This window comes from Martelella mediterranea (assembly GCF_004342225.1).
GTDB classification, from domain to species: Bacteria; Pseudomonadota; Alphaproteobacteria; order Rhizobiales; family Rhizobiaceae; genus Martelella; species Martelella mediterranea_B.
Genome location: NZ_SMAR01000013.1, coordinates 40,181 through 61,481, shown reverse-complemented (window position 1 = coordinate 61,481; position 21,301 = coordinate 40,181). Strand labels below are relative to the sequence as shown.

Sequence of the window (21,301 nt, the reverse complement as noted above, 5' to 3'; positions counted from 1 at the left end):
CAACGCGCCCCAAGAATTCATAGCGAGGAGCCTGAAATGAACAAGATGATTGCTGGTCTGGCTGCAGTTGCAGCGCTGACGTCTGTCACGATTTCCGGACCTGCACTTGCGCAGGAAAACGACGACTATCTGACCTTCAACACCACCGAGGGCGCTTTCACCATCGAATTGTTTGAAGATGTCGCGCCGGAAAATGCCGGCCGCGTGAAAGCGCTGGCGGAAGAGGGCGCGTACAACAATGTTGTCTTCCACCGGGTGATTGACGGCTTTATGGCCCAGACTGGAGATGTCCAGTTCGGCGATGAAGAAAACGGTTACAATCCGGCGCGTACAGGCATGGGCGGTTCAGACCAGCCAGACCTGCCAGCCGAATTTTCCGATATTCCTTTCAAGCGTGGTGTGGTTGGCATGGCGCGTGCCCAGGATCCGAATTCTGCAAATTCTCAGTTTTTCATCATGTTTGATGATGCGCCTTTCCTTGATGGTCAGTATACAGTCATCGGTGAAGTCGTTTCCGGCATGGAAAATGTCGACAAGATCAAAAAGGGCGACAAGGCCCAGAATGGTAAGGTCAGCGATCCGGATCGGATCATTGACGTGACACTCGGTCGCTGACCCATATTATTTCGACCGATACGCGCCAACAGGAGAGAGTTTATGGCCGAAATCAAAGACCGTGAAAATGCGTTCATCATGGAAACATCCAAAGGGAAGATCGTCATCGAAGCCTATCCGGATGTTGCTCCGAAGCATGTAGAACGGATCAAGGAACTGGCGCGCGAAGGCGCTTACGACGGTGTTGTCTTCCATCGCGTGATTGCGGATTTCATGGCACAGGGCGGTGACGTTCAGCACGGCCAGAAGGAAAATCCGGGCTTCAATCCGGGCCGCGCCGGAACAGGGGGCTCTTCAAAGCCCGACCTTCCGGCCGAATTTTCCGATAAGCGCCACGTGCGCGGAACATGCTCGATGGCACGCACACAAAACCCGAATTCGGCCAATTCTCAGTTCTTTATCTGCTTTACCGATGCTCCCTGGCTGGACAAGCAGTACACGGTCTGGGGACAGGTGATTGAAGGCATGGATGTGGTCGACTCTTTCGAGCGTGGCGAACCCGTGAGCCAACCGGATCATATCATTTCCCTGAAGGTTGCCGCTGACGTTTAAAACGTCATAAATCTGATTGAGACTGCCCGCGCGGCGGCCCTTTTCTGGCTGCCGGCGGGCTTTTGGTTTAAAGCGATGAGATCATGCGCGTAGATTTATTCAACTTTGACCTTCCGGAAGAAAATATCGCTCTTCGGCCTGCAAGCCCGCGCGATTCTGCCCGCCTGCTGGTCGTTCAGCCAGGTTCCCAACCCATGACTGAAGATCATAGCGTGCTTGATCTGCCATCGTTTCTAAACCCCGGCGACGCTCTGGTTTTCAACGATACAAAAGTCATCCCTGCCCAGCTGGAAGGCGTTCGAAAACGGCCCGGCGGACAGGATGTTTCGGTCTCCGTTACGCTCCATTTGCGATCGGCAGACAATATATGGCACGCATTTGCCAAGCCGGGAAAGCGTATCAAAGCGCATGACCAGATGGTGTTCACATCAGCTGATGGAAGCATGACGCTGGAAGCCACGGTGGCGGAAAAGAGAGAAGGGGGAGAAGTCGCCCTCAGCTTCAATGCACGTGGTGGCGCCCTTGATGAAGCACTGATGCAGGTCGGTCATGTTCCGCTGCCGCCCTATATCGCGGCAAAGCGCGCTGAAGATGATCGTGACCGCGATGATTATCAGACCATCTATGCACGCGAAGATGGCGCCGTGGCTGCCCCGACGGCGGGGCTCCATTTCACCCCACGACTGTTCGATGCACTGGACAAAGCCGGCATTGAAAGACATTTCGTAACGCTCCATGTGGGAGCGGGGACCTTTTTGCCAGTCAAAGCCGATGATACAGACAATCATAAAATGCATTTTGAGCGCGGCTATGTCAGCGAAGAGGCTGCTGCAGCCCTTAATGCGGTGCGAGCGCGAGGCGGACGGATTGTCAGCGTGGGAACCACCTCTTTGCGCCTTCTGGAAAGTGCGGCTACCGACAACGGGGTTCTTCAGCCCTGGCATGGTGAGACCGGTATTTTTATCCAACCCGGCTATCGGTTTAAGGCGGTCGATGTGCTCATGACCAACTTCCACCTGCCGAAATCGACCCTTTTCATGCTGGTTTCTGCATTTTGTGGGCTTGATACAATGCAGGCAGCCTATGCGCATGCAATAAAGACCGGCTACCGCTTCTACTCCTATGGCGACTCCAGCCTGCTGTTCCGGAAAGACAGATGAACGATAAGTTTCAATTCACACTGAAAAATACCAGTGACAAGGCGCGTCTTGGCGAAATCACCATGCCAAGAGGTGTCATTCGCACGCCGGCTTTCATGCCGGTTGGAACTGCCGGTACCGTGAAGGCCATGTATCTGGATCAGGTTCGGGAACTGGGGGCCGATATCATCCTCGGCAATACGTATCATCTGATGCTTCGCCCTGGTGCAGAGCGCGTGGCGCGCCTTGGCGGACTGCACGCGCTTATTCGCTGGCCCTATCCGATACTTACCGATTCCGGTGGCTTTCAGGTTATGTCGCTTGCGGCCCTGCGCCAGATTGACGAGAAGAAGGGCGTTACCTTCAAGTCACATATTGATGGTAGCGTTCACCATATGAGCCCTGAGCGCTCAATCGAGATCCAGGGGCTTCTGGGGTCTGACATCCAGATGCAACTCGATGAATGCGTACGGTTGCCCGCGGAGCGGCAGGAAATTGAGCGCGCAATGGAAATGTCGCTCAGATGGGCAGAACGTTGCCGTGAGGCTTTCGGCGAACAGCCGGGCAAGGCCATGTTCGGTATCGTACAGGGCGGCGACATCCCCGATCTGCGCGTGCGCTCTGCTGAAGGGCTCGCCGCACTCGATCTCAAAGGATATGCCGTCGGCGGCCTGGCAGTCGGCGAACCGCAAGCCGTCATGCTGGACATGCTCAACGTGACGCTACCTGTGTTGCCGAAGGAAAAACCGCGTTACCTCATGGGTGTCGGAACACCCGATGACATTTTGAAATCAGTGGCCTGTGGCATTGATATGTTTGACTGCGTGATGCCAACGCGGGCAGGGCGCCACGGACTGGCGTTCACCCGCAGAGGCAAGGTCAATCTGAGAAATGCACGCCATGCTGAAGATCTCCGCCCTCTGGATGAAGAAAGCGAGTGCCCGGCAACACGAGATTATTCGCGCGCCTATCTGCATCACCTCGTCCGTGCCAATGAGTCCTTGGCCGGAATGCTGCTGACATGGAATAATCTTCATTATTATCAGGATCTGATGAAGGGCATTCGTGCCTCTATTGCCGAAGGCAGATTTGCAGACTTCATGGCCGAGACACAGGATATATGGGCCAGAGGGGATTTAGATCCTGTCTGATCGAAGCCGCATGGACATCAAGCCGGCAATCAGGCAGGAACAAGGTTTCTCAACGGCACCCAGCCTGTCTGCCCATGCGCATTGAAGCAATATGCCCATCCATGCGTTTCGTTGATGCTCGAGCTGGCGGATTTCGCTCAGCGATAACCACATACCTCATGGACAAAAACCAAGATCGTCCAACATTTCCAAAAAAATCACATAAGGTAGATTATGGAACTCAACTGAACGGCCAAGACAGCTAAAGAGACAGAGAACGTTTTACCAACGTAAGCACTTCTGCCTCTGAACCGTCTAGAAACTATCGCAGAGCATTCAGTCTGTTATAGGCTGCAGTGAAACCGTTAAGCGAAGAAGAAATCGTAATCGCTTCACCGCTGTCGAGCACAGTGCCACTGATTTTGAGTGTACCGCCATTCTTAAGTTTGCCGATCATGTCGGCATTGAACTGAACTGGCACGACGCAGCCTTGCGGCACACAGGTCGAAAAACCGAACGTCGCGTCTGCTGGAGCATCGTCAATGCTGATTGAAATCCCTTTGGCCAAGGCAAGACCAAATGGCATCAGTACAATGCCCTGTAGACCATTTGCATTCGGTGCTGTGAGCTCAACGGACATCACGCGTTGACCAGAGTCCTTTGAGACCTGATTTTGCAGCATGGAACAGCGATCCGTTTCACCATCGCTCACACAAGCAACGCGCCAGTCCTGATATGTCTCATTCAAAGAGTTAGCACCGTCCGGCAATGCGGAAAACGCATTCGAAACGGGCATGACACTCAATAATGTGGCAAATGCGATTGCGACTGCATGACGCGACTTCATTATGTATCCCTCCAGGTAAAGCAGATGAGATGCACCACCCAGCGGTGCGAATCCGGCTTTCATCTTGCGTGGATTTATGCCACGACCAGTAACGAAACAAAACATGCTCTCGTAAAATTGCAATAACATATTTCTGCAACGCTGAGTTTTATTGAGGCTCTTTCAGACAGGACCTGTGAGATTATGTCCACGAATTCGGACAGCCATAATAAAGGTATTGGCGAAGAGGGAGCGCAGCGCCCTGCTCCGCAAATGCCCGATATCAATGCGATTCTGGGCAATAACAAGCCGCCGCGCAAACCAGTGAATTTTCCCTGGCGCTGGTTGTTGGTGGTTGTTGTGGCGGGCTTTATCATTTTTGCCGGCTATCGGTTCTGGCCTGCCGATCTGGCCGTCGGCAGTCCAGCACAGCAATACGCAACCGAAGACGTGATTCGCGGCAGCATGACGGTTACAGTCACGGCGACCGGTTCCATTGAACCGACCGATCAGGTTGATATCTCCAGTGAGCTTTCCGGTACTGTACGCGATGTCTACGCGGATTTTAACGACACTATCAGCGCCGGAGATGTGCTGCTTCAGCTTGAAACAGACGAACTTGAAGCCGATATCCAAAGTGCCCGCGCCCGCGTTTCCGCCGCTCAGGCCGATATAGCGGCCAGCAGCTCGGATCTTGAGGCCGCAAAGGCTGATATGGAGCGCACAGGAAAGCTTGTGGAGCGCGATGTCGCACCGCGACAGGATCTTGAGGATGCCGAGTTCAAGCTGAAAGCGATGCAGGCCGCCAAAGATAGTGCCGAAGCGCAATTATCCGTTGCGCGAAGCGATCTGGAGCGCGCCCAGCTGCGCTTGACGAAAGCGGAAATCCGGTCCCCGATTGATGGTGTGGTTCTCGAGCGCAATGTCGATGTTGGTCAGACAGTGGCCGCATCGCTGGAAGCCCCGACACTGTTCGTGATCGCGGGCAACTTGAAACAGATGGAGTTGCGTGTTGATGTCGATGAAGCCGACGTTGGCCGGGTTAAGGTCGGGCAGACCGCCAGCTTCACCGTTGAGGCGTTTCCGGATATGAGCTTTCCGGCCGAGATCAAATCCATCCGTTATGCTTCTGAGATTAACAATGACGTGGTTACATACAAGGCGGTGCTGGGCGTCGATAATGAAGACCTGCTTCTGCGTCAGGGTATGACCGCAACGGCTGAAATCGTCGCTGACGACGTGGAAAACGCACTTCTGGTGCCAAATTCCGCCTTGCGTTTCCAGCTGTCACCAGAAAGCAATCAGCCCAAGGCCGGTCAAAGCTCAGGCCCCGGCAAGGGAAGAACAGTCTGGCTCATGCGCAATGGTGAGGCCCAACCTGTCGAAATTGTCACAGGGGCAACAGACGGACGCTACACACAGGTGGTCGAGGGCGATCTCAGGGTTGGTGACAGACTGATTACCGGCACTGCCGGCTAACAGGGGGATGTGTCCATGAATAACGCTCCGCTCATTGCGTTTAAAGATGTCTTCAAGACATATGGCAGCGGCGAAGCGACCGTGGATGCGCTTGCCGGTGTAAATTTTGAGATTGAAGCCGGTGAATTCGTTGCCATTCGCGGCCCTTCCGGCTCGGGCAAATCCACCGCGATGAATATCATGGGTTGGCTTGATGCGCCGTCCAGCGGCGAATACCTGTTCCAGGGTGTGCCGACAGGTGAACTCCCCTCCTCCAAGCTCACCCTTCTCCGGCGATATCTTCTGGGCTTCGTGTTTCAGGGTTTTAATCTTTTGCCGCGCACCTCCGCGCTCGATAATGTTGAGCTACCGCTCATTTATCGTGGCATTAAGCGCAGACAACGCCGGGAGCTTGCCGAACAGGCGCTCATCCAGGTCGGTCTCGCTGACCGTATGCATTACAGTGCCCAATCGCTCTCCGGCGGCCAGCAGCAGCGCGTCGCAATTGCAAGGGCGATTGTTACAAAGCCCGGCGTGCTGCTGGCTGATGAGCCAACCGGTAATCTTGATACACGCACCAGCGAATCCGTGATGGACCTGATCACCGGCCTGAACCGCTCCAACGGCATTACAGTGATCGTCGTCACCCATGATGATATGGTCGCGGCCTATGCTGACCGGACGATCCGCTTCCTTGATGGCCACCTTGAAAGCGACCTGCGCACCCGTGCGGCCAGGGAGACAAGCCATGTTTCTTGAAACTGTAAAGCTAGCGCTGCGGGCCGTTCGCAAGAACTTTCTGAGATCTTTTCTGACGGTTATGGGCGTTGTGATCGGCGTATCGGCTGTGATCGCAATGGCAACAATCGCCGAGGGTACAAGTCAACAGGTAAAAACCGAAGTATCCGAATTGGGAACAGATCTGTTGTTTATCCGGCCCGGTCAGCGCAGCCCCGGTGGCCCGGCAGAAGCGGCAAAAGGCTTTTCGGAAAGTGACGTTGCCGCCATCCGCAACCAGATCGCCGGTCTGCGCGCTGTCGCGCCGCAAAATACGGCCAGTGTTACGGTAGTTTCCGGTGGGCAGAACAGAAAAACCACGGTGGTTGGATCGACCAATTCCTATCTCGATGCTCAGGACTGGCGCATCATATCAGGCCGCGCTTTTTCTGACGCCGAAAATGAGGGAAGGGAAACAGCCTGCATTCTCGGCAATACGGTCTCCAATGCGCTGTTTGGTGAAGCAGAGCCTGTCGGGCAGTCGATCCGTGTCGGAAATATCGCCTGCAATGTTGTCGGCGTTCTGGGCGCCCGTGGCGAAAGCGGCATGGGGCAGGACCGGGACGATATTGTCCTAATGCCGATCAAAACGTTCCAGCGGCGTGTTGGCGGCGAAAGCTATATCGACAGCATCATACTTTCCGCACGCGATACCGCCTCAAAGGCACAGGTTGAGAAGGACGTGTCAGCATTACTGCGTGAGCGGCGCAATCTCGCCTCCGGTCGCGACAGCGACTTCGTGGTGAACGACATGACGCAGATTGCGGACACAATGGACGGCACTACACGGCTTTTGGCGGGCCTTCTCGGCGCGGTGGCTGTAGTCAGCCTGATCGTCGGTGGCATTGGTATCATGAACATCATGCTGGTGTCGGTGACCGAGCGAACGCGTGAAATCGGTCTTCGGCTGGCGATTGGTGCTTTCCGGCGGCAAGTCCTCATGCAGTTTCTGGTCGAAGCCGTCGTTCTTTCGGTGCTCGGCGGGATTGGCGGTATCGCTCTCGGCCTGGGCGTCGGATATGCCGGTGTTCAGTATCTTGGTGTCCCTTTTGCACCCAATCCATACCTCATCATCGTGGCATTTCTTGTCTCCGCCCTGATTGGCATTGTCTTCGGTTATTTCCCTGCCCGGCGCGCTTCGCGGCTGCAACCGATTGATGCCCTCAGACATGAATAACCAAGGCAGCGACAGCATTCACTGAGCATGAAAAAGGGGAGCCTGTGCTCCCCTTTTTCATTATCTTATTGTCGGAATAATTCAGCCCACAAACGCACGTTCGATTACGAATTCGGACGGCTTATTGTTCGCGCCTTCTGTCATTCCGGCCTGTTCAAGCAGCGCCTTTGTATCCTTCAGCATCTCGGTCGAACCACAGATCATACCGCGATCTGTTACCGGATCCAGCGGCGGCACTCCAAGATCGCTGAACAGTTTGCCACTGGCAATCAGATCGGTGATACGACCGCTGCGCTCGAACGGTTCGCGTGTAACAGTTGCGTAATGCGTAAGCTTATCGCCAACGAACTCGCTCAATAGCTCGTCATTGCGGATTTCGCTGACCAGATCGAAGCCATACTGAAGCTCGGCAACCTCCCGGCAGGTATGTGTCAGGATCACTTCATCAAACTTTTCATACGTTTCCGGATCACGGATCAGACTTGCAAACGGAGCAATGCCTGTGCCCGTCGAAAACATATAAAGGCGCTTCCCCGGCGTCAGCGCGTCCAGAACCAGTGTTCCGGTCGGTTTCTTGCGCATCAAGACGGTGTCACCAGTTTCAATTTTCTGCAAATGCTGCGTCAAAGGGCCATTGGGCACCTTGATCGAAAAGAACTCCAGTTCGTCAGCCCATGAGGGGCTTGCAATCGAATAAGCACGGTAAACCGGCTTGCCTTCAACCATCAGGCCGATCATTGCGAATTCACCGGAGCGAAAACGAAACCCTGCTGGCCGCGTCATCGAAAAACGAAACAGGCGGTCCGTGTAGTGATTCACGCTGAGCACCTTTTCAGCGTAGACGCCTGCGGGCAGCGTCTCTGCAAATTCCGCGGTCTTGGCTTGCACGTTCATGCGGATTGTCGTCCTGTTTTCATCGTTTAGCGGTGGGATGACCGCCTTATCTAAATTCCAGCGTTCAATACTACCGTGAGAGACAGAATGCAAAGTACGATCATAAAACTTGGGGCATAAAGTCATATTTTTGCAGCATGACGCCAGCTATAGCGACCGGCAGATGGGGTTTTCCGGGTCGCAGGCTGATAGTATCGGTTCACCTCTGGCAACCGCCCTTCCCTCAAACGCCTGATCGCAGTCTCGTTCTCAATAGCGAAGCTGGAAATCCCACAACGCAGCATAAAGACCAAAGGATCAATCAGAACATCGCCAACCGCACGGAGCTCGCCAGTATAACCAAGGCGGTCGCGTATATATGTCGACTGAGAGAAGGCACGCCCATCACTGAAGGCCGGAAAAGTCAGCGCGATCAGATCAATACGCTCAAGGTAAGGTCTTAATGCTTCCGGGTCATCATCCGGTGTAAGCAAAATGCCTAGGCCTTCATTACCGGTTTCGCCGGTTTCTGCGATATCGTTGAGCGGAACCAGTACACGCTCGCCCTCGCCTGCTATACGGTCATCGGTTTCGATGACCCACGGATCGTTTTCAACAAAGCCGGTTTCACGCCAGATTGTGGTCAAAGCTCTGGCCTCCTTATGCCGCTTTGGATTTTTCGGGGTAGAGCGCATCCTTGAACGGCTGCGCCCCCAGACGCCGATATGCATTGATGAATGTTTCATCGGAACTGTTTCTCAGCCGCAGGTACGTATCAACAATCGTCTCGACGGCATCGGTCACTTTTTCTGGCTCGAAGCCTCGTCCAACAATCTCGCCAATCGAGGTGTTTTCATCCGCCGAACCGCCGAGCGTGATCTGATAGAGTTCGGCCCCCTTTTTCTCTACCCCCAAAAGCCCGATATGGCCGACATGGTGATGGCCACAGGCATTGATGCACCCTGAAATCTTGATCTCGAGTTCGCCGATCTCTGCCTGCCGTTCCGGGTTGCCGAAGCGCGCAGACAAAGACTGAGCGACCGGGATCGAGCGGGCATTGGCAAGCGCGCAATAGTCCAGTCCGGGACAGGCAATAATATCCGTGATCAGACCGGCATTACCGGTTTCAAGCCCGGCGTCCTTGAGAGCCCGGTAGACTTCAGGCAACTCGGCGCGCGCAACATGTGGCAGGACAAGGTTCTGCTCATGGCTGACCCGGATTTCGTCAAAGGCGAAGCACTCTGCGATATCGGCGACGGCTTCCATCTGCTTGTCTGTCGCATCGCCGGGGATGCCGCCAATCGGCTTGAGCGAAATTGTCACCATCGCATAATCGTTTCGCTTGTGCGGAGCCGTATTGCGGGAAAGCCACTCCTCGTAACCGCTCTCATCTCGCAATTCCGTCGCACTTTCATCCGCTGCGCATATTGGCAGACTGGGGACCGCAAAATAGTCAGATATTGCCGCGATATCGGAGTCCGGAAGCTTGAGTTCGGTATCTCTGAGTGCCTCGAACTCATGTTCAATCTGGGCCTTGAGCACATCAAGGCCGGTTTCGTGTACCAGTATCTTGATGCGTGCCTTATACTTGTTGTCACGACGGCCATGGAGATTATAGACGCGCAAGATCGCTGTCGTATAGGCAAGCAAGTCCTGTTCAGGCAGGAAATCGCGCACCTTTTTGGCGATCATCGGCGTTCTGCCCTGCCCGCCTCCGATATAGACAGCAAATCCCAGATCCCCGGCGTCATTTCGCTTCAGATGAAGGCCGATATCATGCACCTGAATTGCGGCCCTGTCTTTCTCTGCACCGGTGACAGATATTTTGAACTTTCGCGGCAGGAACGAAAATTCAGGGTGCAATGACGACCACTGCCGCAGAATTTCGGCATAGGGACGCGGGTCGGCGACTTCATCAGCAGCTGCACCCGAAAAATGGTCAGCCGTTACATTCCGAATGCAGTTTCCAGACGTCTGGATCGCGTGCATTTCCACCGTAGCCAACTCACGTAGTATCGCCGGAATGTCGGCGAGCCGCGGCCAGTTAAACTGGATATTCTGCCGGGTTGTAAAGTGACCATATCCCCGGTCATAGGTGCGGGCGATGTGCGCGAGCTTTCGCATCTGGGCAGAATTCATTGTCCCATAGGGCACCGCGATACGCAGCATATAGGCGTGAAGCTGAAGGTAAACACCATTCATCAGCCGAAGCGGCTTGAACTGATCTTCCGTGATTTCACCGGAGAGCCGCCTTTCGACCTGATCGGTAAACTGGTCAACCCGCTGGGCAACGAAATCATGGTCAAATTCATCATAGCGATACATAATCTCAAGCCTCCACGCGTTCGGGGCTAGCCGCAGAAAAGCCGGCTGCATAGGGTATGGTTGGCCCTTCAGCGCGAATGCGTTCGCGCAGCCTCAGCGGCCAGATTCGCCCGTCAGCCCGCTCCTCGACATCAATCAGATTGACATCAACAACCTTGTTGGCCGAGAAGTCGCGCTTGCCGATATCATCGAGGCTGTCGACGGCTGCGTCATGCCTGGCGACAAGAGCCTGCTGCAGATTTTCTGTCCAGCGACCATTGGCATCAAGCCAGATTGAAAGGCCATCTTTCAGCCTGTTTGCCGTCAGCACTTTTGCAACATGTTTAGCGGGCATGAGCGACTCCCATAAAGTGTTTGGTGGCGACATTGCTGTTGGTCGCGATGGTGCTCGAATGTTCAAGGTTAGCCCCGGCGACGGCATCTCCGATGATCACCATAACCGGACCTGAAAGGTCATCACGCCCCTCAAGAAGCGGCAGCTCTGCCAGAACACCATGCAGCAAGCGCCGGTTGGTGCGGCTGGCATTTTCGATGACCGCGATCGTGGTGTCGGGTGAAACACCTGCTTCCTCCAGCCGGGAACCAAGTCTGGCAGCGACAGAACGGCCCATATAGACAGCAATCGTGGTACCCTGAACCGCCAATCCGGCCCAGTCCGGCAAGGTTTCACCATTGAGGTCGTGGCCGGTCGTAAAAACCAGCGTTGAAGCGACACCGCGCAGTGTCAGCGGTAATTCGAAATCAGCAGCTGCGGCAGTGGCAGAGGTCACGCCGGGAACGACTTCATATGAAATACCGGCGGACCTCAGTGCCGCCATTTCTTCGCCGGCGCGTCCAAAAACCAGGGGATCACCAGATTTCAATCGAACGACACGCTTACCTTCTTTGGCAAGATCGATCATCAGTCCATTGATTTCATTTTGAGATTTAGAATGGCAATTCTTGCGCTTACCAACGGCTATCCGCTCTGCATCACGCCGTCCCATATCAATAACGGCCTGGGGCACGAGCGCATCATGGGCAATCACATCAGCTTCCATAAGAAGACGGTGCGCACGAATGGTGAGCAAGTCTTCTGCTCCCGGACCTGCACCAACAAGGGCAACATGGCCGCTGATATCAGCCCCATCCGCCAGTATTTCGTCTGCCAGGCATTCGGCCTCAATCATTCGTCCGCGCTCGACCGCCTCTGCCACCGACCCATTGAAAAAACGGGACCAGAATGCGCGCCGCGGGCTTCCTCTGGGGATCCGCGCATCAACCTTATCTCTCAGGCTGTTTGCCAATCGTGCCAGTGGACCAAGGGAACGTGGCAGCATGGTATCAATTTTGGTTCGGATCATCTGAGCCAGAACCGGACCGGCGCCTTCTGTGCCAATGGCGACGGCGACCGGCGGACGAGCAACCAGCGCAGGCGTATAAAAATCGCAGTCTTCTTTCTGGTCGACGGCATTTACAGGAATTCGAAGTGAGCGCGCAGCCCCGGCAATATGATGGTCAACCTCTTCAACGCCTGAAGCTGCGAACACCAGGCTGGCGTCTTCCAGCTGGGCCATGCAAAAAGGTTCGCGGATGAGCATATGCCCGTTTTCCAGCAGAAATTCTGTGTAGTCTGTTTCCGGATTATCGGCATAAGCAACGATCCGTGCGCTGGTTTTGGCAACCAGCCGGGCCTTTGCAAAGGCCTCATCACCATTGCCAAAAATAGCGACCTTCTTCCCATCAACCCGGAAAAACGCCGGGAACGTCGTCAGCAATTCTTCTTTCGCGACCATTTGCAACCAGTCCTTTTCAAGCTGGTGAAATGATCGTTGTTTCGTGCCCGTAGTTGAAGAAACGAAAATGCGTAACCGGCGCGCTCATGCACATTTCGTTCCTCAAATTTCTGAGGCTTGCAGCAAATTTAACCGGTATCGGGAGACGGCGGTGTCTTGCATACAGGTGATGAACTCATTTTACTCGCTGATGAACAGCATCGAACGGGGAACAAAGATGGACGATATAAAACTGACCAACCGACTCCTGAGCGTCATTGAGAACGATATCCTGCCGCTGACCATGCGCGGGGTCGATCGGGGCAACAAGGTCTTCGGAGCGGCGATACTCAGAAAGTCAGATCTGTCTCTGGTCATCGCGGGAACCAATGACGAGACATCCAACCCACTCTGGCATGGCGAGGTTCACACACTGAAGCAATTCTATGAATTGTCCGAGCGCCCGGACACGAAGGACCTGCTGTTCCTTACAACGCACGAACCCTGCACGATGTGCATGTCGGCAATCACCTGGGCCGGTTTCGACAATTACTTCTACTTCTTCAGCCACGAGGATTCGCGTGATCGTTTTGCGATTCCGCATGACCTGAAAATCATGAAAGAGCTATATGGTTTAGAGCCGGGCGGATATCACAGAAAGAATGCCTTCTTTACGTCCCGCTCCATACCGGAAATGGCATCTTTGGCAAACGAGCCTGAGCGCAGCGACTTTGAAAATCGTATCGCTGAGATCAAAGCAACATATGCGCTTGCCTCACAGACCTACCAGTCGCATAAAGGCGAAACCGGTATCCCGCTCGACTAGCGCATCGTGCTTTGTGCGTCCGAATGGACGCACGGCGCTATAGGCTGCTTCTCAAGTCTTATGCAAACCGGCACTGCGCCTCGATTTTGACCTGACCGACCGAACTCAGGAGCCCTTTCCCATGGAACCTTCGCCCGACATCAACCGCCTTCTCGAAATTATGGCCGCACTTCGCGATCCTGAAACGGGTTGCCCCTGGGACATCAAACAATCGTTCGAAACGATCAAACCCTATACCATCGAAGAAGCCTATGAAGTCGCAGACGCGATCGAGCGCAATGATCTCGATGATCTTTGTGACGAGCTCGGTGACCTGCTTTTGCAGGTGGTATTTCACGCGCGCATGGCTGAAGAAGCCGGTGAGTTTTCGTTCGGTGACGTTGTCCACGCAGTCACATCAAAAATGATCCGCCGCCATCCGCATGTCTTTGGCTCCTATGATGCTGAAACCGCCGAAGCCGTGAAGCAGAAATGGGATGATATCAAGCGTGAAGAAAAGGCAGAGCGCGCAGAACGGCGCGCCCGACGTGGCCTTACGGAAGACTTCAAGGCCGGTCATCTTGGTGGTGTACAGCGCTCATTCCCGGCCCTGACCGAAGCTCTCAAGCTACAGGAACATGCAGCCCGTGTCGGTTTCGACTGGTCTGAGCCTGAGCCAATCCTCGATAAATTTGAGGAAGAAATTCATGAGCTGAGACAGGCCCTGCTTTCAGGGAACAAAGCGGCAGTGTCGGACGAGCTCGGTGATATGATTTTTGCCGCAGTCAACCTGGCGCGCCACACCAAAACCGACCCGGAACAGGCATTGCGTGGTACCAACACGAAATTCCGACGTCGTTTCAGTCATATTGAAAAGACGCTGGAAAAAGACGGAAAAACACTTGATGAGGCCACGCTGGAGCGCATGGAAGCCCTCTGGCAGGACGCAAAGTCCATTGAAAGACAACTTGTTTGAAGACAGCGGTCGTAACCCGCCCTATTCCGACAGCATACTCTCAAGTCTTTGCGATTCCGCTTCCGGTAAACGGATATCAAGACTGACGGAGCCATCTTCTTCATCACGACGTTCATCAACAAGAGCGTGTTCATAAATCCACGGCAGAAACTGAAGCTGGGCGGGTGAAAGCACGATTGTCGTTTCGGTTAAAACACCAGCAAGCCGTGCAGCGATAACATCCATAAGCTCGGACACGCCCTCGCCGGTAACCGCAGAAACGCCCATCACCTTTTCATTCGCGTTAGCCCGATCCATAAGCGCGTCATGTTCATCAGGAGACAGAAGGTCAAGCTTGTTCCAGACCTCGATGATACGCTCATCCTGCGTTTTCTCGTCGATACCGAGCTCGTTCAAAATCCGCAAAACATCGTCAGACTGGGCATCGCGCGCCGGGTCTGACATATCGCGCACATGAAGAATGAGATCAGCTTCAAGAACTTCTTCCAACGTTGCCCTGAACGCTGCCACCAGATGGGTCGGCAGATCAGAAATGAAGCCAACCGTGTCAGACAGAATAACTGTGCGGCCATGCGGCAATTTCATCCGCCTGAGCGTTGGATCCAGCGTCGCGAACAGCATGTCTTCTGCCAGAACGCCTGCCCCGGTTATCCGGTTAAACAGTGTCGATTTACCGGCATTGGTATAGCCGACGAGCGCGACGATGGGATGCGGCACTTTTTTCCGCTTTGAACGGTGCAGCTGGCGGGTGCGGACGACCTGTTCCAGCTCACGCTCAAGCTTGACGATTCGCTCACGCAACATTCGCCTGTCGGCTTCAATCTGTGTTTCACCCGGACCACCCATAAAACCGCCGCCGCCACGCTGACGCTCCAGGTGAGTCCAGCTCCGCACGAGCCGCCCGCGCTGATAATTCAGATGCGCCAGCTCGACCTGAAGACGGCCTTCTTTCGTCGAAGCGCGGTCACCAAATATCTCGAGGATAAGGCCGGTTCTGTCGATGACCTTTGCGACCCAGGCTTTTTCCAGATTGCGCTGCTGCACCGGCGTCAGCGGGTGATCGACAATTACCAGCCCGATATTCTTCTCATCAAGCTGATGGTCAATTTCCTCAATCTTCCCGCCACCGATCAGGGTCGCAGGGCGCGGATCATTCACCGGTACGATCTGGGCCTCAACCACACTCAACCCGATAGCGCGGGCAAGACCATCAGCTTCCTGAAGGCGGCTCTCCGCCGGGCGTGTGCTCACAACATTGTCCGCGCCGCGATCCCCACGTGCTGCTTTCAGCACAGGCACGATCACAAGCGCGCGGGAGGCATCCCGGTTTTCGTATTGGCTCTCGAAAGAGTTGTTATCGTCAGAAATGGAAGTTCACCAATCAGGATGCGCTGTCTTCGGTTTCAAACATCTGAACCGGCTGACTTGGCATGATGGTTGAAATCGCGTGCTTATAGACAAGCTGGGAATGTCCGTCGCGTCGCAGCAATACGCAGAAATTATCAAAAGATGTGACCACACCTGTCAGCTTCACACCATTGATCAGGAAGATGGTCAGTGAAATTTTCTGCTTACGAACGCAATTGAGAAAGACATCCTGAAGGTTTTGAGAACGTTCCGCCATGGCGCCGATTCTTTCTTAATTTTGCCGACCTCAGCCGGTTTCCATTTATTATGCGCTGTACTGATACTTCAGTTGCAGCTCTTCATTTTAGGTTGGTAGCAAATCGTCAGCACTTCCGCAACGGCGAAAAGATACCATCTTTGATAGTAAAAACAGTCTGAAACATCACTACACTAGAAATACTGGATCGATACCCGGAACAATTGTTCGACATGCCGGACTGCGGAAGCGACAGCAAACAGAATAACCCGATCATTTGCTTTGATTTTCATATCACCGGTTGGCCTTAAAACCTTATCACCGCGATAGACTGCACCGATCCGGATCCCTTCAGGCAGGTCAAGATCACGAAAAGGCGTCCCGACAAGCGGTGAGGTCGTCAAAGCCTCAGCTTCAATCACTTCAGCCGCGCCCTTCTGGACCGCATAGACGGAACGGATGCGCCCCTTGCGGACGTGTTGCAGCACACGGGAGATCGTGACGGCACGTGGATTGATATAAGCATCAATGCCCAGAGACTTGGTCACGTCATGAAATGAGGGATTATTGAGAAGAGCCAGATTGGACTGACAACCAAGCTGCTTGGCAATGACCGAGGAAAGGATATTTGTCTGGTCGTTATTGGTGAGTGAAACCATCAGATGCGCATCAGGCACATCCGCCTGAACCATGATGTTCTGATCGAGCGCCGACCCCTGCAACACGATCACATTGCGAAGCGCATCAGAGACCGCAACCGCCTTTTCGCGATCATTCTCGATCATCTTCAGTCTTGTCTTCGGCTGCAGTTCTTCAATCGACTTTGCCACGTAAAAGCCGATATTGCCGCCCCCGGCGATAACGATACGGCGGGCTTCCTGCTCTTCATGCCCAAAAAGGGCAAGCGTGCGCCGTATATGCTCCTGCTCGCAAACAACATAGACAAGATCACCGGCGACGATCTGATCGTTCGAATGTGGAATGATGACTTTTTCATCCCGGTAAATGCCCGTGACAGTGGCCCCGAGATCCGGAAACAGCTGGCTGAGCTGGATAAGCGGCGTATTGAGCACCGGGCAATCATCGTTGCACTCAACAGCCAGCATGGTGATACGCTCATCTGCGAAACGCACGATGTCTGTTGCTCCGGGAAACGAGATCCGCCGCAAGACGAGCTTACCGACCTCAACCTCTGGCGAAATTGTCACATCGATCGGCATGTGGTCACGCGAGAAGAGGTCAGAATAGTGAGACTGAAGATAGCTCTGCGAGCGAATACGCGCGATCTTGGTGGGAACATTGAACAACGAATGTGCAACCTGGCAGGCCACCATATTGATCTCGTCATGCAGCGTCACAGCGATGATCATATCGGCCTGATCGGCCCCTGCCTGAGCCAGCGTATCAGGATGCGCGCCATGTCCAACATATCCACGGACATCAAGAAGCTCTGTGATCGTGCTGATCAGCGACGCGGATGTATCGATAACGGAAACATCGTTATATTCCTGTGACAGGCGCTCCGCGATACCAAAGCCAACCTGCCCTGCGCCACAAATAATGATCTTCATACAATCTTTTCAGCCTGAAAGGCCGTTCCCGAGTTTGAAATTCGGTGAGCGAACACGACGGCATGCCGTCCTGTGCTGAGCGTATTTTCAGCGCCCAATCTGACCGAGTTTCACTTAAATGCCAAGAGATTTGAGCTTCCGATGAAGCGCTGAACGCTCCATGCCTACAAACTCGGCTGTACGGGAGATGTTCCCACCGAACCGGTTTATCTGCGCCATAAGATAGTCACGTTCAAAACGCTCTCTGGCCTCGCGCAAGGGCAATGTCATGATGTGCGCATCGCCACTGGTCTGTATCTGCGGCAGCACATCGGAGAGATCAGCCGGCAACAGATCCGCACTAATCGGTGTCTTCGGGTCTTCTTCCCTTGATAATATCAACAAGCGCTCAAGGTTGTTGCGCAGCTGTCTGATGTTACCCGGCCAGTCATGCGCCTGCAGAATAGCCATTGCATCATCAGCAATGCGCCTCTGGCGTATGCCAGCCTGCTCGCATAGCTGTCGCATAATGAAATCAACGAGGAAGGGAATATCTTCCCGCCGTTCCGCCAGTGCCGGAATGCGCACAGGAACAACAGCAAGACGGTGATAAAGATCCTGCCGGAAAGAACTGTCCTGGATACGTTCCTGCAGATCAAGCGCTGTCGACGATATGATCCGGACATCCACGCTCACCCGGCGATTGCCCCCAACACGCTCAAACTGCTGATCAACGAGAACCCGCAATATCTTTTTCTGCGTCTCAAGCGGCATTTCGCCCACTTCATCAAGATAAAGCGTACCGCGATGCGCCCTTTCAAGGGCACCGGTTTTGCGGGTACGCCCACCGCCGCCTTCGACGCCAAAAAGTTCAATTTCCATATTTTCCGGTGTGATAGCAGCAGCATTCAAAGCAACGAAAGGGCCTTCTGCACGCTGACTTTTTTGATGCATCAGGCGTGCGACAACCTCTTTGCCACTACCGGAACCACCGAAAATCATAACCCGGCTGTTGGTCGGACCGACTTTCTCAAGCGTCTGACGCAATTGCGACACAAGAAGCGAAGAACCAACCAGTTCTTCCGGATCGCCTGTTTTGCGTTTCAGCTCCATAACCTCACGTTTCAGACGCGAATTTTCGAGCGCTCGCTCGGCAATCAGCACCAGCCGGTCAGCCTTAAACGGCTTTTCAATAAAGTCGAAAGCACCCCGCTTGATGGATGAGACAGCCGTTTCGATATTCCCGTGACCGGAAATCATGACCACCGGCAGATCGGCGTAACGCTGCTTGATTTCATCAAGAAGAGCCAGACCATCCAATCGGCTGCCCTGCATCCAGATATCCAGAAAAATCAAGCGCGGAACACGATTTGCAATGGCGGCCAAAGCGCTATCACTGTCATGCGCGACCCGCGTTTCGTGCCCTTCATCCGAGAGAATACCCGATACGATGTCCCGGATATCCGCTTCATCGTCTACGACTAGAATATCAGAGGCCATCAATATCTTCCCTATCTTTGTCTTCGCGCATGCTTTCTGCGTCATGCACGTGCGGCAGTTCCACGCGGATCATCGCGCCATGCCCTTCAGCAAAATCTTCCGGTGCGTCATGCAGTTCCAGCTTACCACCGTGCTCTTCGATGATTTTACGCACGATAGCCAGACCAAGCCCCGTCCCCTTCTCACGCATGGTAATATAGGGCTCCAGGATCATATGGCGATTTTCCACGGGTAAGCCTTTGCCGCTGTCGATAAAGTCAACAATATAGCGGTCACGAACCTTGTCGTGGCTGGCGGAGACAAGCACTTTTCTCTCCCCGGAAAAATCAGAATGAGGAACAGCATCAATAGCTTCAACTGCGTTCTTAATCAAATTTGCAAACGCCTGTCCAAGCATGCGCTCGTCAAATGATCCCACGAGTGGCTCATCTCCGAGTTCACGCAAGAAGCTGATATCTGTGCGCCCCATCTCACGCAGGAAAATAGCATCAGTTATGATACTGCGCAGATCGCCCTGTGATTTCGAGGGCTTAGGCATGCGGGCAAAGGCGGAGAATTCATCCACCATCCGCCCGATGTCACCAACCTGACGGACAATCGTATCCGTGCACTGATCAAATACAGCGCGATCCTCTTCGCTATCGATTTTGCGGCCAAACCGCCGCTTGATCCTTTCGGCAGACAACTGGATTGGCGTAAGAGGATTTTTGATCTCATGCGCGATGCGTCTGGCAACATCCGCCCATGCCGATGAGCGCTGCGCAATGATAAGATCTGTAATGTCATCCAGAGTGATCACATAGGCTTCCGTCCCATCCCGCGAATCTTCCTTTGTGACCTGAACGGAAAGAGTCCGCTCTTTTCCAAGACGCATCAGATTGATCTGCCGGCGGAAATTTTTCCGGCTTCTGCGCATTGCTGCCGTCATCACGACATCAATCTCTGGCGCAATGTTTTCCAGTTTCTGCCCCAGCAAATCGTCAGCATGAACAGCAAGCAACTGTTCCGCTGAAAGGTTCACAATCGTAATCGTGCGATCCGCATCGACACCGATTACAGCAGCCGTCACACCGGAAAGCACGGCTTCAATAAACCGCCTGCGGTCGTCTACCTCGTCCTTGGCAAGCAGCACTTCGCGCTGCTGCGCACGAATTTCCGCAACCATCTTGTTAAACGTCTTGGACAACCGGCCAACGTCGCCGTCAATGGTTCGAACCGGAACTGCGACCTTCAGATCCCCCGTCGCAACCTGGTCAGCAGCACCAATCAAAAGCCGGATAGGCAGAACAATCCTGTCAGCCACCGCAATCCCGGTCCAGATCGCAGCCAGAAGAACGATGAGCGCAAAACCGAGATAAAGGACAGCAAAGGCCACCTGAATGGAAAACCGGCCGGTTTCCATCGATTTATACTCTGAGAAGTTGTCCTCGATCATGCGCATTGCGCCCATGACACTGGGATCAACGGAACGGACTGTATAAAGATATGTGTCCGGCAAAGCCTCCAGCGCAATGATAGCCCCGACGAGGTTCGTTTCCCCCGGCGGAATCAGTGTGGGCGTCCCGGCTGCTGCCTTTTCAAGCGCATCCTCAGGAATATCGGGTAAAGGCGCGTCATCGCTAACATCGGCCTGTGCGATGATGCTGCCATCGTCACGCACAAGAAATGCCCCAAGCATGCCACGTCCGCGCGCCTGACGGGTCATGAGGTCAGTAAAGCCTGTGCGATCGAGATAGAAGAGCGACCGGTTGCGCTCCAGATCATTGCCCATAGAAAGCGTCTGGCCCTGCAGGTAGCTGGCATTCTCCATCATGTAGGCCTGCGCAACATTGAGCGAAGACTGCACGATCGATTGTGTGCGCATGGCAAACCAGCGATCAAGACCGGCATTCAGTGTCAGAGTGGCGAAAATTGCGACAATAATCGCAGGCGTGACAGCCACAATGGCAAAAAGAAGAACGATCCGAATATGAAGCTGGGCCGCAGCCCGCCCGCGGTGCCTGGCCTTCAAAAGCTGCCGCACCTCGCGCCCGATGAGGAAAATCAGCGTCAGCACGAAAAGAGAGTTGGCCGCAACAAGACCTGCAACGACACGGCCAGTCGGCTTGAAGGGCGTCAGCCCCAGAAGGATGAACAACGAGAGAAATGCTGTCAGCAGCGCTCCGGCCACGATAAACATTCCCGGAGAACGGAGAATCGCACGCATACCGCCACGGCCATAAGCGCCGCTGACCGTAGCAC

General features: G+C 54.1%; 20 protein-coding genes. 9 read left to right on the top strand and 11 right to left on the bottom strand.

Annotated features, from left to right (window positions below; genetic code table 11):
• Nucleotides 1-36: 36 nt before the first annotated feature.
• The 4 genes from EDC90_RS10365 (at nt 37) to tgt (ending at nt 3,457) form a co-directional block, all read left to right on the top strand.
• Nucleotides 37-615 (top strand): peptidylprolyl isomerase, encoded by a 579-nt coding sequence (locus tag EDC90_RS10365; protein WP_132311234.1) that lies wholly within the window; start codon nt 37-39, stop codon nt 613-615.
• A 42-nt stretch (nt 616-657) separates the two neighbouring features.
• The gene (locus tag EDC90_RS10360) at nt 658-1,167 is read left to right on the top strand and encodes a peptidylprolyl isomerase (RefSeq protein WP_132311232.1); all 510 of its coding nucleotides are present in this window, start codon (nt 658-660) and stop codon (nt 1,165-1,167) included.
• An 83-nt stretch (nt 1,168-1,250) separates the two neighbouring features.
• Nucleotides 1,251-2,327, top strand: a complete 1,077-nt coding sequence (queA, locus tag EDC90_RS10355; protein WP_132311230.1) for a tRNA preQ1(34) S-adenosylmethionine ribosyltransferase-isomerase QueA — start codon at nt 1,251-1,253, stop codon at nt 2,325-2,327.
• Nucleotides 2,324-3,457, top strand: a complete 1,134-nt coding sequence (tgt, locus tag EDC90_RS10350) for a tRNA guanosine(34) transglycosylase Tgt (protein ID WP_132311228.1) — start codon at nt 2,324-2,326, stop codon at nt 3,455-3,457. The genes queA and tgt overlap by 4 nt, the downstream gene beginning before the upstream one ends.
• A 301-nt stretch (nt 3,458-3,758) precedes the next feature.
• Here tgt and EDC90_RS10345 read toward each other — a convergent pair whose 3' ends face one another.
• On the bottom strand, nt 3,759-4,406 hold the full coding sequence (locus EDC90_RS10345) for an invasion associated locus B family protein (protein ID WP_165972802.1): 648 nt from the start codon (nt 4,404-4,406) through the stop codon (nt 3,759-3,761).
• A 60-nt stretch (nt 4,407-4,466) separates the two neighbouring features.
• On the opposite strand from EDC90_RS10345, the gene EDC90_RS10340 reads away from it, so the two are divergent.
• Genes EDC90_RS10340 through EDC90_RS10330 form a run of 3 tightly spaced genes read left to right on the top strand, consistent with a single transcriptional unit; the run spans nt 4,467 to nt 7,674 of the window.
• On the top strand, nt 4,467-5,741 hold the full coding sequence (locus tag EDC90_RS10340; protein ID WP_132311224.1) for an efflux RND transporter periplasmic adaptor subunit: 1,275 nt from the start codon (nt 4,467-4,469) through the stop codon (nt 5,739-5,741).
• Between the two features lie 15 nt (nt 5,742-5,756).
• Nucleotides 5,757-6,479, top strand: coding sequence for an ABC transporter ATP-binding protein (locus EDC90_RS10335; protein WP_132311222.1), 723 nt, complete (start codon nt 5,757-5,759; stop codon nt 6,477-6,479).
• Nucleotides 6,469-7,674, top strand: a complete 1,206-nt coding sequence (locus EDC90_RS10330; protein WP_132311220.1) for an ABC transporter permease — start codon at nt 6,469-6,471, stop codon at nt 7,672-7,674. The genes EDC90_RS10335 and EDC90_RS10330 overlap by 11 nt, the downstream gene beginning before the upstream one ends.
• An 81-nt stretch (nt 7,675-7,755) precedes the next feature.
• Here the strand turns inward: EDC90_RS10330 and EDC90_RS10325 are convergent, their stop codons facing one another.
• The 5 genes from EDC90_RS10325 to cysG form a co-directional block, all read right to left on the bottom strand.
• The gene (locus EDC90_RS10325) at nt 7,756-8,568 is read right to left on the bottom strand and encodes a ferredoxin--NADP reductase (RefSeq protein ID WP_132311218.1); all 813 of its coding nucleotides are present in this window, start codon (nt 8,566-8,568) and stop codon (nt 7,756-7,758) included.
• A 122-nt stretch (nt 8,569-8,690) separates the two neighbouring features.
• The gene (locus tag EDC90_RS10320; protein ID WP_132311216.1) at nt 8,691-9,194 is read right to left on the bottom strand and encodes a DUF934 domain-containing protein; all 504 of its coding nucleotides are present in this window, start codon (nt 9,192-9,194) and stop codon (nt 8,691-8,693) included.
• 13 nt (nt 9,195-9,207) lie between these two features.
• Entirely contained in the window at nt 9,208-10,872 is a 1,665-nt protein-coding gene (locus tag EDC90_RS10315; RefSeq protein ID WP_132311214.1) for a nitrite/sulfite reductase, read from the bottom strand.
• 4 nt (nt 10,873-10,876) lie between these two features.
• On the bottom strand, nt 10,877-11,206 hold the full coding sequence (locus tag EDC90_RS10310; protein ID WP_132311212.1) for a DUF2849 domain-containing protein: 330 nt from the start codon (nt 11,204-11,206) through the stop codon (nt 10,877-10,879).
• Complete coding sequence (gene cysG / locus EDC90_RS10305) at nt 11,196-12,647, bottom strand: siroheme synthase CysG (protein WP_132311210.1); 1,452 nt, start codon at nt 12,645-12,647, stop codon at nt 11,196-11,198. The genes EDC90_RS10310 and cysG overlap by 11 nt, the downstream gene beginning before the upstream one ends.
• A gap of 217 nt (nt 12,648-12,864) precedes the next feature.
• On the opposite strand from cysG, the gene EDC90_RS10300 reads away from it, so the two are divergent.
• Nucleotides 12,865-13,452: a deaminase gene (locus EDC90_RS10300; RefSeq protein ID WP_132311208.1), complete on the top strand. Its 588-nt coding sequence runs from the start codon at nt 12,865-12,867 to the stop codon at nt 13,450-13,452.
• Between the two features lie 121 nt (nt 13,453-13,573).
• Nucleotides 13,574-14,407 carry a nucleoside triphosphate pyrophosphohydrolase gene (gene mazG / locus EDC90_RS10295; RefSeq protein WP_132311206.1) on the top strand — a complete coding sequence of 278 codons (834 nt, stop codon included), beginning with the start codon at nt 13,574-13,576 and terminating at the stop codon, nt 14,405-14,407.
• Between the two features lie 21 nt (nt 14,408-14,428).
• Here the strand turns inward: mazG and hflX are convergent, their stop codons facing one another.
• The 5 genes from hflX to EDC90_RS10270 form a co-directional block, all read right to left on the bottom strand.
• Nucleotides 14,429-15,775 (bottom strand): GTPase HflX, encoded by a 1,347-nt coding sequence (hflX, locus tag EDC90_RS10290; protein ID WP_132311204.1) that lies wholly within the window; start codon nt 15,773-15,775, stop codon nt 14,429-14,431.
• Between the two features lie 13 nt (nt 15,776-15,788).
• Nucleotides 15,789-16,031, bottom strand: coding sequence for an RNA chaperone Hfq (gene hfq, locus EDC90_RS10285; protein ID WP_132311202.1), 243 nt, complete (start codon nt 16,029-16,031; stop codon nt 15,789-15,791).
• Nucleotides 16,032-16,204: 173 nt separating this feature from the next.
• Nucleotides 16,205-17,581 (bottom strand): Trk system potassium transporter TrkA, encoded by a 1,377-nt coding sequence (gene trkA, locus EDC90_RS10280; protein WP_132311200.1) that lies wholly within the window; start codon nt 17,579-17,581, stop codon nt 16,205-16,207.
• A gap of 114 nt (nt 17,582-17,695) precedes the next feature.
• On the bottom strand, nt 17,696-19,060 hold the full coding sequence (locus EDC90_RS10275; protein WP_132311198.1) for a sigma-54-dependent transcriptional regulator: 1,365 nt from the start codon (nt 19,058-19,060) through the stop codon (nt 17,696-17,698).
• The gene (locus tag EDC90_RS10270) at nt 19,050-21,266 is read right to left on the bottom strand and encodes a sensor histidine kinase NtrY-like (RefSeq protein WP_132311291.1); all 2,217 of its coding nucleotides are present in this window, start codon (nt 21,264-21,266) and stop codon (nt 19,050-19,052) included. The genes EDC90_RS10275 and EDC90_RS10270 overlap by 11 nt, the downstream gene beginning before the upstream one ends.
• Nucleotides 21,267-21,301: the final 35 nt, after the last annotated feature.

Excerpts from the sequence above, each read along its gene's own strand:
- EDC90_RS10365 (WP_132311234.1), top strand. The coding sequence starts at position 37 with ATGAACAAGATGATTGCTGGTCTGGCTGCAGTTGCAGCGCTGACGTCT.
- EDC90_RS10360 (WP_132311232.1), top strand. The coding sequence starts at position 658 with ATGGCCGAAATCAAAGACCGTGAAAATGCGTTCATCATGGAAACATCC.
- queA (WP_132311230.1), top strand. The coding sequence starts at position 1,251 with ATGCGCGTAGATTTATTCAACTTTGACCTTCCGGAAGAAAATATCGCT.
- tgt (WP_132311228.1), top strand. The coding sequence starts at position 2,324 with ATGAACGATAAGTTTCAATTCACACTGAAAAATACCAGTGACAAGGCG.
- EDC90_RS10340 (WP_132311224.1), top strand. The coding sequence starts at position 4,467 with ATGTCCACGAATTCGGACAGCCATAATAAAGGTATTGGCGAAGAGGGA.
- EDC90_RS10335 (WP_132311222.1), top strand. The coding sequence starts at position 5,757 with ATGAATAACGCTCCGCTCATTGCGTTTAAAGATGTCTTCAAGACATAT.
- EDC90_RS10330 (WP_132311220.1), top strand. The coding sequence starts at position 6,469 with ATGTTTCTTGAAACTGTAAAGCTAGCGCTGCGGGCCGTTCGCAAGAAC.
- EDC90_RS10325 (WP_132311218.1), bottom strand. The coding sequence starts at position 8,568 with ATGAACGTGCAAGCCAAGACCGCGGAATTTGCAGAGACGCTGCCCGCA.
- EDC90_RS10315 (WP_132311214.1), bottom strand. The coding sequence starts at position 10,872 with ATGTATCGCTATGATGAATTTGACCATGATTTCGTTGCCCAGCGGGTT.
- EDC90_RS10310 (WP_132311212.1), bottom strand. The coding sequence starts at position 11,206 with ATGCCCGCTAAACATGTTGCAAAAGTGCTGACGGCAAACAGGCTGAAA.
- cysG (WP_132311210.1), bottom strand. The coding sequence starts at position 12,647 with ATGGTCGCGAAAGAAGAATTGCTGACGACGTTCCCGGCGTTTTTCCGG.
- EDC90_RS10300 (WP_132311208.1), top strand. The coding sequence starts at position 12,865 with ATGGACGATATAAAACTGACCAACCGACTCCTGAGCGTCATTGAGAAC.
- mazG (WP_132311206.1), top strand. The coding sequence starts at position 13,574 with ATGGAACCTTCGCCCGACATCAACCGCCTTCTCGAAATTATGGCCGCA.
- hfq (WP_132311202.1), bottom strand. The coding sequence starts at position 16,031 with ATGGCGGAACGTTCTCAAAACCTTCAGGATGTCTTTCTCAATTGCGTT.
- trkA (WP_132311200.1), bottom strand. The coding sequence starts at position 17,581 with ATGAAGATCATTATTTGTGGCGCAGGGCAGGTTGGCTTTGGTATCGCG.
- EDC90_RS10275 (WP_132311198.1), bottom strand. The coding sequence starts at position 19,060 with ATGGCCTCTGATATTCTAGTCGTAGACGATGAAGCGGATATCCGGGAC.
- EDC90_RS10270 (WP_132311291.1), bottom strand. The coding sequence starts at position 21,266 with ATGCGTGCGATTCTCCGTTCTCCGGGAATGTTTATCGTGGCCGGAGCG.